Origin of the sequence: Paeniglutamicibacter kerguelensis (assembly GCF_017876535.1) — a bacterium.
Lineage (GTDB): Bacteria > Actinomycetota > Actinomycetes > Actinomycetales > Micrococcaceae > Paeniglutamicibacter > Paeniglutamicibacter kerguelensis.
In genome coordinates this window covers 3,962,293-3,978,183 of the sequence record NZ_JAGIOF010000001.1, presented here as the reverse complement: position 1 = coordinate 3,978,183, position 15,891 = coordinate 3,962,293, and the positions used below count along the sequence as shown (strand labels likewise).

Below are 15,891 nucleotides of genomic sequence, written 5' to 3'. Positions count from 1 at the left end.
GGGCGCTTCTGCCTGTTCCCGTCGCGTTGCGGACAGCGGGACCACCCAAGGTATAGCAGCGCCCCTTTGCTCCTCGGGCGCGACCGTCCGGCGATGCCGGGACGACCTCTCTTGACAGCATTAAGGTCTCATCCGGAGTCTGCACGCCGTATATAGGGGAGCGGGACCAAGCCTCCGGCCGGGCAGTGGCAGGCACCCGCCTGCAGCTCCCGGCCTGGACGCTTTACCCGCTGTTCATCCCGGCGTGCTTTGCTCGCGGTATGACCGCCGAACCGAAGCTTCCGCGCCGAGTCCTGCCAGAGGTCCAGGCGCTGCGCGCCGTCGCGGTGTTGCTCGTGGCGGGCTACCATTTCGCCCCGCAACTGGTCCCCGGCGGATTCATCGGGGTCGACGTGTTCTTTGCGATCTCCGGGTTTCTGATCACCGGGCACCTGCTGCGCGAGGTTCGCACGTCCGGCCGCATCGACCTGCCGGGGTTCTGGGCCGCGCGGGTGCGCAGGATCCTGCCCGCCGCGGTTGCGGTGATCATTGCGGTGCTGGGAGCAACTCTGGCCTTTCTGCCCGCCACGCAGTGGAAAGCCGTGGGGACTGCGGCCCTGGCCGCCGTCTTTTCGGTGGAAAACTGGGTGCTGGCCGCCGCCTCCGTGGACTACCTTGCGGCCGACACCGAACCCACGGCGCTACACCATTTCTGGTCCCTCGGGGTCGAAGAACAGTTCTACCTGGCCTGGCCGCTGCTGGTGTTGCTGGCCGTGTGGCTGGGCAGGTTGTGGGTGCGACTGCGGTTGGGCTCCCTGGCCCGGGAGCGCGCGGGCCGCGAGGATACCGCCGGAGGGTTGCCACGCATCGCGCTCCTGCTGGTCTTCGGTGCGGTCATCGTCGCCTCGCTGGCATACTCGATGGTGTTGGTGGGCTCAGGGAATCCGGCCGCCTATTTCGTCACCCCGGCCCGTGTCTGGGAACTGGCCGCCGGCGGCCTGCTGGCACTGCTGCTCGCCCCGTCCGGACCTGGTCTTGAACGAGGCAACGGCCGCTGGTTCCATGCTGCCGGAGCCCGCACCGCGCTAGCCTGGAGCGGTTTTGCCGCCATCGCGGCGGCGGCCTTTGGCTTTGGTTCGGCCACGCCCTTCCCGGGTCTGTCCGCGGCGCTGCCGGTGGCCGGAACCCTGGCGGTGGTCATGGCCGGGGAGACCCGAGGCCCGTTCGCCCCGCAAAAGATCCTCGAACTTCCCCCGGTGCAATGGGTGGGCAACGTGTCCTACTCGCTGTACCTGTGGCACTGGCCGGTGCTCATCTTCTTCCTCCACTTCTCCGGCAGCGAGCCGGGCCCGGCCCAGGGGATCGGGTTGCTGGCCCTGTCGTTGCTGCTCGCCGGGGCCAGCCACCGCTGGATCGAAACCCCGGTGCGTTCCCTGGCGCCGCTGGCTTCCTCAAAGTGGCGGACCCTGGGCATCGGGGTGATCGTGGTCGGACTGGTCGCGGCGATGTCACTGGCCCCCGGGCCCCTGGCCCAACGTGACACCGTCGCGCAGGAAGGTACGGCCGCCACCCTGCTCGCCGCACCTCCGCCCGGGTTCGGTGCCGCCTCGGTGCCCGCCGGCGCGCCGCCCTACCTGCGGGGCGTGAAGCAGATCGTCCCGGTCCCCGCCGACGCCGAGCATGACCTGCCGCACCTGGGCGAGTGCGTCCAAAAACCGCGTTCCCGGGTCACCCTTGAATGCACCACGGGTGCGGCGGACGGGTCCCTGACCATTGCCCTGGTGGGCGACTCGCACGCTACGCATTGGTACCGGGCGCTGGAGGCCACCGCCAAGGAACACGGCTGGACGCTGTTGACCTATCTGAAGAATTCCTGCCCGTTCACCGCCGCCGAGCGCACCGCCGAGAAGAACGGCAGCATTTCGTGCCACCAGGCCAACGAGGACACCTTGAAGCGGATCGTCTCCCGTGGAATCGTGGATGCGGTGGTGACCAGCCACTGGGCCGGGTCCGTCTTCGAAAAGGGTGCCGCCGAGGGTTTCGCCGACTACTGGGGCCAGCTTGAGGATGCTGGCATCAAGGTCTACCCGATTATCGACACCCCGCGCCCCGGGACGAAGTCCTATGCACGGGACTGCGTGGCGTTGCACCCGGAGGAACTGGAATCCTGCGGTGCCCCGGCGTCCAAGGCCTTCGAAGCCAACGACTCCACCCTCGCCGCGGCCGAACGCGAGCCGCGGGTCGGCGTACTGGATTTCTCCGACCAGTTCTGTGTCCGCGGATTCTGCCCGGCCGTGATCGGGAACGTGTTGGTGTACCGGGACGGGCACCACGTCTCCGACACCTACATGCGCACCCTTGCCCCGGTTTTCGGCATCCGGATCGAGGCGATGCTGCATGCCGACGGGCTGAACGACGACGTGCGGTGACCCGTGTGCTGGACAACGCGCGGGTGACGCATGCAACCCGGCGAAGTCTTGGCCGGCATGGTTTTTCCGTTAGACTGGATGAGGCTGTTTCTGTCGTGCCTGGCAATCGGGCATCGACGACAGCAAATGCAAAGAACCTCCTGTTGCGGAAATGCCGTGACCGTTTAGCCCAAAGGAGGTGGGTTCACATGCGTGCTTATGAATTGATGGTGCTGATCGACCCCGAGGTCGACGAGCGAACCGTTGAACCGACCCTCGGTAAGTTCCTGGACGTTGTCCGTAACGATGGTGGAACCATCGAGAACGTTGACATCTGGGGCCGTCGCCGCCTTGCCTACGACATTCAGAAGAAGTCGGAAGCCATCTACGCGGTAGTTAACTTCACCGCCACCCCCGCTACTTCCGCGGAACTTGATCGCCAGTTGAGCCTCAATGAGACCATCATGCGCACCAAGATCACCCGTCCGGAAGAGGCAAAGGTCGTTGCAGAGTAATTCTGCTTTTCGATCTTCGTAGAACAACACCTTTAGGAGGCTCCAATGGCAGGCGAGACCGTCATTACGGTAATCGGCAATTTGACCGGTGACCCAGAACTACGTTTCACCCCGTCAGGGTCGGCAGTCGCGAACTTCACGATCGCTTCGACCCCGCGAACCTTCGATCGCCAGTCCAATGAGTGGAAGGACGGCGACACGCTGTTCCTCCGCGCATCGGTGTGGCGTGAGGCTGCCGAAAACGTCGCTGAGACGTTGACCAAGGGCACTCGTGTCATTGCTCAGGGCCGCCTCAAGTCGCGTTCTTACGAAACCAAGGAAGGCGAAAAGCGCAACGTCACCGAGCTCGAGGTCGATGAAATCGGCCCGTCGCTGCGTTACGCTTCCGCAAAGGTCACCCGCACCCAGCGCTCCGGCAATGGTGGCAATGGTGGCTTTGGTGGACAGAATGCCGGCGGCAACGCCGGCGGATTCGGCGGCGGCAATGCCGGCGGCCAGGGTGGTTTCGGTGGCGGCAACGCCGGCGGAAACAGCGGTGGCGGCTGGAATGCACCTGCAGCCGATCCATGGGGCGCTCCTGCCGGAGGAAACAACGGCGGATGGGGCAACCCGGGTTCTGACGAACCGCCCTTCTAAACAAAATTATTCACCATCCCGCAGAAAATTCTGCGGGCTCCACCTGATAAAGGAGCTCCACGATGGCTAAGGCTGAACTCCGTAAGCCCAAACCAAAGTCCAACCCCTTGAAGGCCGCTGACATCACTGTCATCGACTACAAGGACGTAGCATTGCTGCGCAAGTTCATTTCGGATCGCGGAAAGATCCGTGCCCGTCGCGTTACCGGCGTTTCCGTTCAGGAACAGCGCAAGATCGCACAGGCCATCAAGAACGCGCGTGAAGTAGCCTTGCTGCCTTACTCCGGCGCTGGCCGCGGCTAAGGAAGGTATACAAACATGGCAAAGCTCATTCTGACCCACGAAGTTACCGGCCTCGGTGCCGCAGGCAACATCGTTGAGGTGAAGAACGGTTACGCACGTAACTACCTTCTCCCGCGCTCGTTCGCCATCACCTGGACCCCGGGCGGTGAGAAGCAGGTTGAGTCGATCAAGGCCGCCCGTGCTGCTCGCGCCGTTGCGTCCTTGGAAGAAGCACAGGCACTTGCCGCCGCTATCTCCGCCAAGCCGGTCAAGCTGACCGTCAAGGCCGGCGCTACCGGTCGCCTCTTCGGCACCGTCAAGACCGACGACATCGCCAAGGCTGTTGCAGCCGCCGGCGTTGGCGCGATCGACAAGCGCAACATCGAGATCAACGATCACATCAAGTCGACGGGCAACTACTCGGCTACCGTGCGTCTGCACACCGATGTATCCGCGACCATCTCGCTGGTAGTTGTTGCCGCAAAGAAGTAATTCTCTGCGCACCCATCGTCCCCCGGGTCGATAAACGATGAGGACTCCACCTTCGGGTGGGGTCCTCATTGCTTTGCCCCGGGGAAACGCCCGATGCGCGGTCTTGTCCAACCTTCCAAATCAGGCTATATCGACTACTGCCGGTAGATAGCGAGATTTGGTCGCAGAATCTTCGATTCTTACGCCACATGTCCCAATGTGTCGAAACAATCTTTGACGGACGCTAAACGTTTCTCTTAACGTTAGTCATGAATCAAGAGCGTCAACGTAAAAGCCCTGGCTTGTTGACCGGCAACCCTCTCACGGTAGTGGGGTGCTCCAGGTGACGATTCGGCCTACCGGGACCCCGGGGGCAAGTACCGCACACCTTTGATGGGCAGCTGCGCTTTTGGCGCGTACCCGGTACAAGGTGGGCACGAAGCCGAAGGACCGAGCCATGACTCTTGCAACAGACCTCACCCCAGATGCCTTGCGCAACGTTTTCGCCCAGCATCCGTCCGGCATTGCAGCATTGTGCGCCATCGTCGACGGGGAGCCCCAGGGCATCGTCGCTTCATCTTTCACCGTGGGTGTTTCGATGGATCCGCCCTTGGTGATGTTCGCGGTCCAGAACACGTCGCGCACCTGGCCCGTCGTTCGCTCCAATGCCCGTATTGGTGTCTCCGTGCTCAGCGAGAAGAACGAGGGCGTTTGCCGCCAGATTGCTTCCAAGACCGGGGACCGCTTTGCGGGGCTTCGCCTGGATTCCACCGACGAAGGCGCCCTGTTGCTCCATGATGCAAGCCTGTGGCTCGACTGCTCGGTGGAGCAGGAGATTCCCGCGGGCGACCACCACGTGGTGCTGTTGCGCGTGCACGGCCACCGGACGAGCGATGAAACGAATTCCCCGCTGGTCTTCCACGGGTCGGCCTTCCGTCGCCTGGAGGCTGAACAGCTCGTCTCCTAGACGCGGTCCAGAAGCACGAGGGCTGCAGGTCCGCGATCCGCCACGTACGTGGTCTTGCGGCCCTGCGGCCCTTCACTTTTGCGGCCGTAGTCCCGGTCGCTAGGAGGGGTCGTGTAATACGTTCATCGTGTGCTGGAAGCCGTGACGGGCCAGCTCGGTGAGGACCTCAAAGTCGATATCGGAGAGCTTGTTGACGTAGAGGCAGGCAGCGCCTCGTTTGTGCTTCCCAAGCTTGGCCAAGAGCTCGCGCGATTCCTCGGTGCCGGTCAGCACGTAGAGGGAAAGATTTGCCGAGCGTGGTGAGAATCCAATGGCCGGCGCATCGCCTTCCCTGCCCGAATCGTATTTGTAGTGGTAAGTCCCAAACCCGATGATGCTTGGTCCCCACATGGTTGCCGGCTGCCCGGAGACCCCCTCCATCATTTCCAGCAAGACCTGCGCATCGGCGCGCCGAGTCGGATGGGCGACGGAGGCGATGAATTCATGCGGGTCAACCCGGGTGGGGACAGTTTTATTGGCAGCCATGCGAGTCAGTATTGCAGCGCCGTCGACGCTCATCAACCTCGTTAATCCCCAGAAACCTTCGAGCTCTGTGGATAGCTGTGGATAGTTTGTGGGTAACCGTGGAATTCATCAGGTGTTAACCGCGGAATCTCGGGGTTTTTGTGTGTATAACCAGGTTTTTCATCCTGAGAAACTGTGGATAACTACTTTCTGTCCACAGGCATGTAAATATATAAAGCCTAGTCAACTGCCATTTTTAGAGAATAATTGTCGGTAATCCACAATGTTCTCCCCAAGCTGTGCACACAACACGCCGCGAGGTACACAGGTTATGCACAGCCCCTGTGGATAACGGTGTTGGGTTTGAGGCAAATGGGGTCTAAGGTGACAGTGTTCCCCACCTATTTCCACAGGCTTGCGTGTCTCTTCGCACACGTGAGATTGGACGTACCAAAAGGTCGGCCGACCCTGCGACACTGAAGTAGGAAATGACGCGGAAACTGGGAACCCGCGGTGCTTGAAGGGAAGACCCGTGTCGCTAGCCAACATCGAAACCAATTCTGAATCCGGCGATTCAGCCTACGGCCGCACGCCGCCTCAGGATCTCGTGGCCGAACAGAGCGTGCTCGGCGGCATGATGCTCTCCAAGGATGCCATCGCGGATTGCGTGGAGGTCCTGCGCGGACTCGATTTCTATCGCCCGGCGCACGAAGCCATCTACGAAGCGATCATCGACCTCTACGGCCGCGGCGAGCCCGCCGACGCCGTGACGGTCTCCGACCTCTTGACCAAGCGCGGGGAAATCACCCGCATTGGCGGTCCGGCCTACCTCCACACGTTGATCCAGTCCGTCCCCACGGCTGCCAATGCCGGCTTCTACGCCGAGATCGTTCGCGAGCGCGCGGTGCTGCGCCGATTGGTTGACGCGGGTACCAAGATCGTCCAGCTTGGCTATTCGCAGGACGGCGAAGTCGACGCGATCGTCAACGAAGCCCAGGCCGAGGTCTACAAGGTCGCCGAACGCCGCACCGCGGAAGACTACGTGCCGCTTCGCGACATCATCGAGGGAACCGTCGACGAAATCGAGTCGGCTGGTTCCCGTGGCGAGGGCATGACCGGCGTGCCCACCGGCTTCTACGAGCTCGATGAGTTGACCCAGGGCCTGCATGGCGGCCAGATGATCGTCATCGCCGCCCGCCCGGCCGTCGGCAAGTCAACGTTCGCGTTGGACTTCGCCAGGTCGGCGGCCATCAAGAACAACATGACCGCAGTATTCTTCTCCCTGGAAATGGGCCGAAACGAAATCGCCATGCGCCTGCTCTCGGCCGAGGCCAGCATCGCGCTGCAGGACCTGCGCAAGGGCACCATCAAGGACGAACAGTGGTCGAAGATCGCGACCACCATGGGCAGGCTCAACGACGCGCCGTTGTTCATCGACGACTCGCCGAACATGTCGCTGATGGAAATCCGCGCCAAGTGCCGCCGCCTGAAGCAGAAGCACGACCTCAAGCTCGTGGTCTTGGACTACCTGCAGCTGATGAGCTCCGGCAAGCGCGTCGAATCGCGCCAGCAGGAAGTCTCCGAGTTCTCGCGTGCACTGAAGCTGCTCGCCAAGGAACTCGACGTGCCGGTCATTGCGCTCTCGCAGCTGAACCGTGGCTCCGAACAACGTACGGACAAGAAGCCGATGGTTTCCGACCTTCGCGAATCCGGATCGATCGAGCAGGATGCCGACATGGTCATTCTGCTCCACCGTGAGGATATCTACGACAAGGAGTCGGCGCGCGCCGGCGAGGCCGACGTGATCGTGGCAAAACACCGTAACGGTCCGACCAAGACCATGGTGGTTGCCTTCCAGGGCCACTACTCGCGCTTCAACAACATGGCGCAAGAGGGCGGGATGTAGCCGCCCCCCAACACGATGGTGCGGCCATTCCCAATCTTCTTGGGAGTGGCCGCACCACTGCGGTAAGGGGCAGCAGGGCTTCCTGTTGCCCTACGCCTGAGCCTCGGCAAACGACTTGAACTCATTCATCGTCTTCAGGTTCTGCTTCGGGAACATCGAGCCGAACAGCAGCCCGACGATCTTCATGAACCCGGAGAATTCGAAGGTGTTGTGCGCGACCCAACGGGTCGAGATTCCGTCCACGTCGTGGAATTCGTTCTTGCAGACGTTGTGCACGCCCTTGGCATCATAGGTTCCGTCGAATGCGTCGGGCAGTTTGCGGCGGGTGACCGTCTCGACCATTTCCATGGTTCCCCTGCCCTGTTTGTAGAGCAGCCTCGAGGTGGTGCCGGGCTCCCCGGGCGTGCCGGAGACCGCATCGAAGGAGAGCAGGCCCTTCTGCCAGAGCTTCAGGTTCTCAGGGTCGTCGAAGAGCTCGATGAACCTGTTGCGCGGGACGTTGACGGTTATTTCGTTAGTGAACTCCACGCTCGCAACCCTACCTGTGGGCACCCCTATTTAAGGGCAAACGCGTCCCCCAAAAGCATTGGTGACAAGACACTCCGCAGAACGATGCGGCGGCGGAAAGCGCAAGCTTTAAGCTCTAACCATGACCTTGTCTGCTGCCGGATCCGGCGCGAAAGCGCCCCTCGGTCTTTTCGCCCCCCAATACCGTTGGGTCACCGTGGGAATGTTCGCCCTGGTGTTCCTTGTCGCCTTCGAATCGCTTGCCGTCACGACGGTCATGCCGCTGGTCAGCAAGGAGCTGGATGGCGCGTCCATGTACGCGCTGGCGTTCGCAGCGCCCATGGCCAGCGGCGTCATCGGCATGGTGGCCGCGGGTGGCTGGTCCGACCGAAAGGGCCCGACGGGTCCACTCTACGTGTCCTCGATCGTGTTCATTGTCGGACTGCTGCTGTGCGGCCTGGCACCGAGCATGCAGGCGCTGGTGGTGGGGCGCCTGGTCCAGGGACTCGGCGGCGGTGCCATCACCGTGGCGCTGTACGTGGTGGTGGCACGGGTTTACGTTCCGCGTCTGCATCCGAAGATTTTCGCCGCGTTTGCCGCGGCCTGGGTCATTCCATCGCTGATCGGCCCGTTTGCGGCGGGACTTGCGGCGCAAACGGTTGGTTGGCGTTGGGTGTTTCTGGGCGTTGTGGGGCTCGTGGTCTTTGCCATGGCCGCGGTGGTGCCGTCGCTGCGCGGGCTCGGCGGCGGGGAGAACCCGAAAGGCAAGATCGCCTGGATGCCCTTGGGCTGGGCGGCCCTGGCCGCGGCTGCGGTCCTGGCCATGAATCTGCTGGCCGACATCCCCACCGTGGGAACATGGCTGATGGTGCTGTCCCTGGTGGTGGTGCTCGTGGCGGTGCGCCCGCTGTTTCCGCGCAGGACCCTGAGTGCGGGGCGTGGCCTGCCGACCACGATCCTGGTTCGGGGATTGGCAGCGGCAGCGTTCTTCGGCACCGAGGTGTACCTGCCATACCTGCTGATGGACCGCTACGCACTCACTCCCGCCGTGGCGGGCCTGGCGCTGACCGGCGCTGCAATCTTCTGGTCGCTGGGATCCGCGGTCCAGGGTCGTTTGGGAGAGACGCTGGGCAATGAACTGGCAATGCTCATCGGCTCTGTGCTCGGCGTGACGGCAATCATCCTGGTCTTGGCGACCGCGGCCTGGCACTGGCCCGCCTTCGTGGCGATCGCGGCCTGGGCCCTCGGGGGAGCCGGCATGGGGCTGGTGTACCCGAGGCAGAACGTGCACATGATCAAGCTGTCGACCACCGCCAACCAGGGCTTCAATTCATCGGCGCTGGGTATCGCCGATTCCATGGGCTCGGCGTTGGCGCTGGCCGCCGCCGGACTGATCTTCGCGGCCTTCAGCGGAAACGACTCGTTCGTCGCGGTCTTCGCCTTCACCGCGCTCATCGGGTTGGCGTTGATCGTCTTGACCCCGCGGACGCGGGCCGTTGAAACGGCCGTGCCGGCTGCCGATGTGACGAATACACTCGGAGCATGAGCGATCACGAACTGCCGAAGATCGGTGCCCCCGCAACGGGGGCGCTGAAGGCCGACGGAATCACCACACTTGAACAGGCCGCGGCCCGGGGCGAGAAGGAACTGTTGGCCATGCACGGGGTCGGACCCAAGGCCATCCGGATCCTGCGCGAAGCGCTGCAGGAGAATGGCTCGGAGCTGGCCGAGTGAAGTCCGGTCTTGCACACCGACTACCGATCGAGGCACGCAAAATCGTGGGAACCCCGGAAACCAACGCCCCGCAGCGGCAGGGGCCCGGGCTCTTACGCCGTCGGCAGGATCCGCAGGTGCTGGCTTCCCGGGGTGACGAGTTGGGCATCGTATTGGTGGTGCTTGGCCGTGTACGCCTTGATGTACGGGCACACCGCCACGACCTTGTGCCCCTGCGCAATGGTGTCTTCCAGGGCAAAGGCGGCAAGCTTCGAGGCCAGCCCCTGCCCGGAAAAGGCTTCGTCGACGACGGTGTGGAAGAAGACGCGCTCGATGCCGTGGTCGGTTGACAGGTCCCGGTAGTGGGCCGCCCCGATGATTTTTTCGCCGTCAAACAGGGCATATCGCTGCCTCTCGGCGAGCTGCCCGACCTGGATTTCGCTCATTTCCGGCTCCTTATCCGTCGCTGCCTTGCCGGCCGAACAGGCGGCTGAAAAACCCCTGCGGCTCGCTGCCCTCGGCCAGGACCACCATGGCACCGAAGCCGTCGTAGTATCCGTGGTGTTGCTCGTTGATGGCGTAGATGGCGCGGATGGATCGCTCCGCGCTCTCCGCGTCGATGGCCTGCCGCCGGTACACGCGCACCGGGAACAGGCCGTTGGCATCCTGCCCGTCGGAACGGTCGACCGACCAGCCCGCGCTTTCAAAGTGCGCACAGGCGTCCTGGGCCTGCTGCGCCGAGGCGTACGAAACGAAATGTTCCACCTCGCGCTTGGCTTCGAGCAGGTCGCCGAGCTCGGCCCGTTCATTCAGCGAACGCCGCAGCCGTTCAAGCTCCGTCTCCAGGCTCATGGGTTCCTTCCTCTCCGCCGTCCCGCGACGTCGCGGGTCCGGGATTCATCGGGCGGTCGGCGCCTAGTTGCGCGGGCGCAGGCGGACGGTGGGCAACACCGGGGCGGGCAGCGGATCGGGTTCGCCGTCCGGGAAGGCGCCGAAGCGCCGTGCCGAGGCGTCCCCGGGTTCGGCACCGATTTCCGCCTGCCACTGCTCGCGGTACTTCACGACTTCCTCGTGGGTGCGCCCCACGAAGTTCCACCACATGAGGATCTGCTCATGGAGCGGCTCGCCGCCGATCAACAGTGCGCGCACGGGCTTGCTGCCGGCGGTGAGCGTGACGGTTTGGAACCCGGCGGGCAGGAACGCCAAATGGTCGACAGGGACATCGTCCGCCTCGACCTTCAGGCATCCGGCATCGAGCAGGATGCCGTGTTCGTGGTGAGCCTTGAGCGCCACCTTGATCCGCGTGCCCGGTTCCATCAGGATCTCGGCACCCACCAGCTCGGTGTGCGTGTGGACGGGGGAGGCCGAGTAGTGCTCGGCCCCGCGGTCCGCGGAAACGCTGAGCGATCCAAGGAACACGCGCACCGTCCAGTCGTTGGTTCCCATGGGCTCCGGGCGGTGGTGGACGAAGGTCGGCGCGGTGTGCCTGGCCCGGTCCGGCAGCGCGATCCACAACTGGGCGCCGTGCAGCACCGTGGTGTCGGGGGTCGAGAATTCGGAGTGGCTGATGCCCCGCCCCGCGGTCATCAGGTTGACCTCGCCCGGACGGACCATGGCGTGGTGCCCCGCGGAGTCGCGGTGCTCGATTTCGCCGGTGAAGAGCCAGGAGACCGTTTGCAGGCCGGTGTGCGGGTGGCGCGGAACGCGCATGCCGCCGGATGCGCCCACGGGGTCCGGCCCGTAGTGGTCGAGGAAGCACCAGGCGCCGATCAGGCTGCGCTGCTTCTGCGGCAGGGTCCTGCGCACATCCATGGCCCGAGGCCCGCCCAGCGGAACGTCCCGCGGGGCCAGCAGCTCGATGCCTGCGCACGCGCGGTGGTCGCTGCACACAAGTTCTTCGGGTGCGGTCTCGAGATTGCTCATGACCATAGCGTAGTGCCGGGCGCCGGATCCGGCGAGGGGACCCACGGGCAGGCCCGCCGGTGTCCAGCGCTCCCGGATGCCGCCGTGAAACCCCGCCGCCCGACCCGCCTCAGCCTCCGGCGACCGATTGCATGATCATGACCGTGGAGCCGGCGGGCAGCTCGGAGTCCAGCCCACGCAGCGCGCGGATGTTGTCCGGACCGATGAAGATGTTCACGAAGCGGCGCACCTGCCCGCGTTCGTCCCTGACCCGGCGGGCAAACAGCGGGTACGCTTCCCCAAGCTCGTCAAGAAGGTTGCCGATGCTGGAACCCGCAGGCATGTGGGCCTCGAGCCTGCGGTTCCCGCCCAGCGTCGCGGCCAGCACCGACGGCACCTCGATCTGGATCGTTTGCATGCTCAGCCGCCAACAACCACTGATGCGCGCACGCTGAGCACATCGGGCAGCCGTTGCGCGACGGTGTTGAAATGCGCCCCCTCGTCGGGGCTCGCAAAGACCTCGCCGCCGCGGGTCCCGAAGTACACCCCGACGGATCCGGGGTTGTCGTCCACGGCCGCCGCGTCGCGCAACACCGCGTTGTAGTCGGGTTCCGGAAGCCCGTCGTGCTGTTCCGCCCAATTGTTCCCGGCATCGGTCGAGCGGTAGACCGAGAGCCGCCCGCCCACTGGGTTGCGCTCCTCGGCGGCCTTCAACGGAATGGTCCAGACCATGCCGGGGGTGCGCGGGTGGGCGAGGAACACGAAGCCGAAATCGGCCGGAAGCCCCTGGGCGATGCTTGTCCATTCATCGCCCGCGTTGTCGGTCCGGTACACGCCGCCGTGGTTCTGGGCGTAGAGCCTGTCCGGGTTTCCCGCGTCCGCGGTGATGTGGTGGACGCACTGGCCGAACTCGGGCCACGGGTCGGGGAAGAAATCGGCCTTGATGCCCTTGTTCCGCGGTTCCCAGGAGTCTCCGCCGTCGGCGCTGCGGTACACGCCGCCGGTGCTCATCGCCGCGTGGACCACGTTCGGGTCAGCCGCGTTCGGCACGATGCTGTGCACCGCGGCCCCGCCGAAGCCGGCACCCCATTCGCTGCGGTGCGGGTGGTCCCAGAGCCCGCGGTTCAGCTCGAAGTTTTCGCCGTCGTCGGTGGACTTGAACACGGAGATGGGCTCGCAGCCCGCCCAGACGACTCCCGGGCGCTCGGCGGTGTCGGGGCGGATGTGCCAGATGCGGGCCAGCGCGGTGTCGGTGTCCTCGGGGAACTTCACCGCGCCCTTCTCGGTCTCGGACCAGGTGGCCCCCAGGTCGTCGCTGTGCACGATGGTGGGCCCCCAATGCCAGTCGTTGACGCCGGCGAAGATCCTGGTGCGGCCCCCGCGGGTGTCTATGGCGACGGACGGGACCTCAAGGGTGGTGAAATGCGGTCCGGTGAGCGTCCAATCCTGCCGGTTCGGGCTCTGGGCCAGCCAGAGGCCCTTCTTGGTTCCGATGGCAAGCACGGTGTTTTGGTCGTTTTCCATGGGAAACAGTGCAACATCGCCCGGGGTCGATTTCAAGGGTGGATCGGACCTCGGCGTGATGTTTTCAATGGCCGTCGGCGACCGTGATGAACCCGTCGACGTAGAGCAAACCCCTGAAGTTTTCGATGCGGGAAAGGCGTTTTGTCAGCGGGGATTCGTGGGTTCCGACGACGACGGTAGTGGCCCCCGAATTGACCGCAGACTGCAGCCCTGCGGGTGCATCCTCGAAGACCACGCAGGCGGAAATGTCGACCCCCAGCTCCGCGGCCGCCTGCAGGTAGCCCTCGGGCGACGGCTTGCCGGCGATGACGTCCTCCGCGGCAACCAGGACCTCCGGGATGGGCAGGCCCGCGGCCCGCAGGCGGGTTTCGGCCAGCGTCCGCCCGGCCGAGGTGACAACGGCATGGGGGATCTTTCCCAACTGGTCCAGGAACGCCCCGGCGCCGGGCACCTCGATGATTCCGTCCACGCGGGTGACCTCCTGCGCTTCGAGCTCGGCGGCGAGTCTGGCCAGGTCGCCGTTGGAACCAGGCAGGAACCGGCGCAGGGTGTCCAGGGTCTGGCGTCCGTGCGAGTATTCAAGCAGTTCGCCGATGTCGATCCCGTATTGCCTCGCGAAATCCGTCCACAGGTCCTCAACGACGGCCGTGGAATCGACGAGGGTTCCGTCCATGTCAAAGAGCAGGGCCCGGGCCTTCAGCGCGGGGAACGGCGGGGTTTCCGGAATCATGCGATCAGCCTAACCGGTGTGCCCCGGGTGTGGCACCGCCTGCAGATGGCGTGAAGGTCGCGCCGCAGAGAGGACCGCCCACGAACGTTCCGTCCTGCCGGTCGACACGGAGACCGGCAAGCCCAACTTCGATGCCTAGGCGTTGCGCGGTCCGTACATGATCAGTGCTACGCCACCCAGGGCAACGATGGCGCCGGCGACATCCCAGCGGTCGGGCCGGAACCCGTCGACCAACACGCCCCAGAGCAGGGAACCGGCGACGAAGACCCCGCCGTAGGCGGCCAGGATTCGCCCGAAATTCGCATCCGGCTGCAGCGTGGCGACAAAACCGTAGAGGCCCAGCGCGATGGCACCGGCCCCGATCCACAGCCAGCCGCGGTTTTCGCGGACGCCCTGCCAGATCATCCAGGCACCGCCGATTTCCAGGAACGCCGCAACACCAAAGAGCAGAACCGATTTGAGTATTGTCATGGGCTCCATCCTTTCACCCTGTGTGGCTTCGCGCGGAGCCCGGAAGGAGCGGCCGGCATTCGGTTCGGCGGCGGTTTAGCGGTAACCTCAGGCGCATGGATATGGGACAACTCGTACTTGAACATGAATTCGCCGTGCCGCGCCCCGCATTGTGGGCGGCCTTTATTGAACCCGAAATCCTAGCCGAATGGTTTGGTCCCGAGGGCTGGGGCGTTCACCTTGACACCGTCACCATTGACCCGCGCGTTGGCGGCGTCCAGGAATTTGTCATGCACTCTCTTGAGGACCCGACCCAAACCTCTCCGGTGAAGGCAAAGTTCACCGAGGTGCGCGAGCACGAGCTGCTCGTGGGCCAGGACGGCCCGCACGAGATGACGCTGAGCCTTGTCATCGAATTGCGCGTCGAGCTCTTCGACCGCCCCAACGGTTCGCTGCTGAAGATCACCCAGGGCCCGCTGCCGGCAGAGGTCATCGAACCCGCCCGTGCCGGCTGGGAATCCTCCTTCACGAAGCTCGAGAAGGTCTTCGCGGACTTTATGTAGCTCTTAGCCCCTGCCGATGAACGGCATGCCCGCGGCCGTGATGGTCACGTGGTTCACTGCGACATTGGCGGGGGAGGCTGCAATGAATTCGATGGTTGCCGCAGCCTGCTCCAAATCAAACGTGGGTTCCGGCTTGCGGCTTCCGTCTGCCTGAAGCGCGCCCGAGTTGGCCCCGACATCTTGCATCATTTCAGAGGCGGCGTTCCCGATGTCGATTTGGGAGCAAGTGATGCCGTGGGCTCGTCCGTCCAGTTCGATGGACTTGGTCAAGCCAGTGACTGCGTGCTTGGTGACCGCGTAGGCAACCGTTGACGGGCGTGGAACCTGGGCGCTGATGGATCCGTTGTTGATGATCCGCCCGCCGCCGGACCGCTGCATGTGCCTGAACGCCGAACCTGCGCAGTACATGGCCCCGCTGAGGTTCACCGCGCAGACCTCTTGCCACTGTGCGGGGCTGAGCTCGCCAATGTTTGCCGCGGGCCCGAAGATCCCGGCGTTGTTGAAAAGCACGTCGATGCGTCCGAAACGTTCGATGGCCGCCGCAAAAAGCTGCTCAACCGCCTCAGGATCCGTGATGTCTGCGGAAACCACCAGTGCCTGCGGGTGCTGTGCCGCGGTGTCGAGCAGCGGCTGTTCCCGGCGGCCGGCAAGCACCACATTCCACCCCGCTGCCAGCATGCGCCGCGTCACCGCCTGCCCGATACCCGACCCTGCACCGGTGACAAGAATTGTTCGGGGCATGGGGTGTGGGGCGGTGTGCTGCGGGGATGAAGCATTCATGGGGGTGGTCCTTGGCTGTTGAAGAGTCGAGTGATTCGTGGTGGTGTCCCCGAAC

The 15,891-nt window shown here is 64.3% G+C and carries 20 protein-coding genes and 1 riboswitch; of the genes, 10 read left to right on the top strand and 10 right to left on the bottom strand.

Features of this window, described 5'->3' with window-relative positions:
• Positions 1 to 260 precede the first annotated feature (260 nt).
• The 6 genes from JOF47_RS18100 to JOF47_RS18075 all read left to right on the top strand — a co-directional run bounded on the left by JOF47_RS18100 (position 261) and on the right by JOF47_RS18075 (position 5,257).
• A complete protein-coding gene (locus tag JOF47_RS18100; protein ID WP_210001024.1) occupies positions 261 to 2,408 on the top strand; it encodes an acyltransferase family protein in 2,148 nt (715 codons plus the stop codon).
• A 188-nt stretch (positions 2,409 to 2,596) separates the two neighbouring features.
• The gene (gene rpsF / locus JOF47_RS18095; protein ID WP_210001023.1) at positions 2,597 to 2,902 is read left to right on the top strand and encodes a 30S ribosomal protein S6; all 306 of its coding nucleotides are present in this window, start codon (positions 2,597 to 2,599) and stop codon (positions 2,900 to 2,902) included.
• A gap of 45 nt (positions 2,903 to 2,947) precedes the next feature.
• Positions 2,948 to 3,538: a single-stranded DNA-binding protein gene (locus JOF47_RS18090; protein WP_210001022.1), complete on the top strand. Its 591-nt coding sequence runs from the start codon at positions 2,948 to 2,950 to the stop codon at positions 3,536 to 3,538.
• 62 nt (positions 3,539 to 3,600) lie between these two features.
• Positions 3,601 to 3,840, top strand: a complete 240-nt coding sequence (rpsR, locus tag JOF47_RS18085) for a 30S ribosomal protein S18 (protein ID WP_007269381.1) — start codon at positions 3,601 to 3,603, stop codon at positions 3,838 to 3,840.
• A gap of 15 nt (positions 3,841 to 3,855) precedes the next feature.
• On the top strand, positions 3,856 to 4,311 hold the full coding sequence (gene rplI / locus JOF47_RS18080; protein WP_210001021.1) for a 50S ribosomal protein L9: 456 nt from the start codon (positions 3,856 to 3,858) through the stop codon (positions 4,309 to 4,311).
• Between the two features lie 251 nt (positions 4,312 to 4,562).
• A riboswitch (SAM riboswitch) is annotated at positions 4,563 to 4,676 on the top strand.
• A 71-nt stretch (positions 4,677 to 4,747) separates the two neighbouring features.
• The gene (locus tag JOF47_RS18075) at positions 4,748 to 5,257 is read left to right on the top strand and encodes a flavin reductase family protein (RefSeq protein WP_210001020.1); all 510 of its coding nucleotides are present in this window, start codon (positions 4,748 to 4,750) and stop codon (positions 5,255 to 5,257) included.
• 99 nt (positions 5,258 to 5,356) lie between these two features.
• On the opposite strand, the gene JOF47_RS18070 is transcribed toward JOF47_RS18075, so the two are convergent.
• Positions 5,357 to 5,782 carry a DUF1801 domain-containing protein gene (locus JOF47_RS18070; protein ID WP_210001019.1) on the bottom strand — a complete coding sequence of 142 codons (426 nt, stop codon included), beginning with the start codon at positions 5,780 to 5,782 and terminating at the stop codon, positions 5,357 to 5,359.
• A gap of 511 nt (positions 5,783 to 6,293) precedes the next feature.
• Between JOF47_RS18070 and dnaB the strand changes: the two genes are divergently transcribed.
• Positions 6,294 to 7,667 carry a replicative DNA helicase gene (gene dnaB, locus JOF47_RS18065; RefSeq protein WP_210001018.1) on the top strand — a complete coding sequence of 458 codons (1,374 nt, stop codon included), beginning with the start codon at positions 6,294 to 6,296 and terminating at the stop codon, positions 7,665 to 7,667.
• Between the two features lie 90 nt (positions 7,668 to 7,757).
• Here dnaB and JOF47_RS18060 read toward each other — a convergent pair whose 3' ends face one another.
• Entirely contained in the window at positions 7,758 to 8,195 is a 438-nt protein-coding gene (locus JOF47_RS18060; protein ID WP_210001017.1) for an SRPBCC family protein, read from the bottom strand.
• A gap of 121 nt (positions 8,196 to 8,316) precedes the next feature.
• Between JOF47_RS18060 and JOF47_RS18055 the strand changes: the two genes are divergently transcribed.
• The gene (locus JOF47_RS18055; RefSeq protein ID WP_210001016.1) at positions 8,317 to 9,720 is read left to right on the top strand and encodes an MFS transporter; all 1,404 of its coding nucleotides are present in this window, start codon (positions 8,317 to 8,319) and stop codon (positions 9,718 to 9,720) included.
• Positions 9,717 to 9,908 carry a helix-hairpin-helix domain-containing protein gene (locus JOF47_RS18050; protein WP_210001015.1) on the top strand — a complete coding sequence of 64 codons (192 nt, stop codon included), beginning with the start codon at positions 9,717 to 9,719 and terminating at the stop codon, positions 9,906 to 9,908. The genes JOF47_RS18055 and JOF47_RS18050 overlap by 4 nt, the downstream gene beginning before the upstream one ends.
• 92 nt (positions 9,909 to 10,000) lie before the next feature.
• On the opposite strand, the gene JOF47_RS18045 is transcribed toward JOF47_RS18050, so the two are convergent.
• The 7 genes from JOF47_RS18045 to JOF47_RS18015 form a co-directional block, all read right to left on the bottom strand.
• Complete coding sequence (locus JOF47_RS18045) at positions 10,001 to 10,333, bottom strand: GNAT family N-acetyltransferase (protein ID WP_210001014.1); 333 nt, start codon at positions 10,331 to 10,333, stop codon at positions 10,001 to 10,003.
• 10 nt (positions 10,334 to 10,343) lie between these two features.
• Complete coding sequence (locus JOF47_RS18040) at positions 10,344 to 10,739, bottom strand: ribonuclease E inhibitor RraB (RefSeq protein WP_210001013.1); 396 nt, start codon at positions 10,737 to 10,739, stop codon at positions 10,344 to 10,346.
• A gap of 63 nt (positions 10,740 to 10,802) precedes the next feature.
• Positions 10,803 to 11,810 carry a pirin family protein gene (locus JOF47_RS18035; protein WP_210001012.1) on the bottom strand — a complete coding sequence of 336 codons (1,008 nt, stop codon included), beginning with the start codon at positions 11,808 to 11,810 and terminating at the stop codon, positions 10,803 to 10,805.
• Between the two features lie 109 nt (positions 11,811 to 11,919).
• Positions 11,920 to 12,207, bottom strand: coding sequence for a MoaD/ThiS family protein (locus tag JOF47_RS18030; protein WP_210001010.1), 288 nt, complete (start codon positions 12,205 to 12,207; stop codon positions 11,920 to 11,922).
• Between the two features lie 2 nt (positions 12,208 to 12,209).
• On the bottom strand, positions 12,210 to 13,313 hold the full coding sequence (locus tag JOF47_RS18025; protein ID WP_210001008.1) for a WD40/YVTN/BNR-like repeat-containing protein: 1,104 nt from the start codon (positions 13,311 to 13,313) through the stop codon (positions 12,210 to 12,212).
• Between the two features lie 64 nt (positions 13,314 to 13,377).
• Positions 13,378 to 14,043 (bottom strand): HAD-IA family hydrolase, encoded by a 666-nt coding sequence (locus JOF47_RS18020; RefSeq protein ID WP_210001006.1) that lies wholly within the window; start codon positions 14,041 to 14,043, stop codon positions 13,378 to 13,380.
• Between the two features lie 135 nt (positions 14,044 to 14,178).
• The gene (locus tag JOF47_RS18015) at positions 14,179 to 14,514 is read right to left on the bottom strand and encodes a YnfA family protein (RefSeq protein ID WP_210001004.1); all 336 of its coding nucleotides are present in this window, start codon (positions 14,512 to 14,514) and stop codon (positions 14,179 to 14,181) included.
• A 95-nt stretch (positions 14,515 to 14,609) separates the two neighbouring features.
• Here JOF47_RS18015 and JOF47_RS18010 point away from each other — a divergent pair, with 95 nt between their 5' ends.
• The gene (locus tag JOF47_RS18010; protein WP_210001002.1) at positions 14,610 to 15,056 is read left to right on the top strand and encodes an SRPBCC family protein; all 447 of its coding nucleotides are present in this window, start codon (positions 14,610 to 14,612) and stop codon (positions 15,054 to 15,056) included.
• 3 nt (positions 15,057 to 15,059) lie between these two features.
• On the opposite strand, the gene JOF47_RS18005 is transcribed toward JOF47_RS18010, so the two are convergent.
• The gene (locus JOF47_RS18005; RefSeq protein ID WP_245356417.1) at positions 15,060 to 15,836 is read right to left on the bottom strand and encodes an SDR family oxidoreductase; all 777 of its coding nucleotides are present in this window, start codon (positions 15,834 to 15,836) and stop codon (positions 15,060 to 15,062) included.
• Between the last annotated feature and the right edge of the window lie 55 nt (positions 15,837 to 15,891).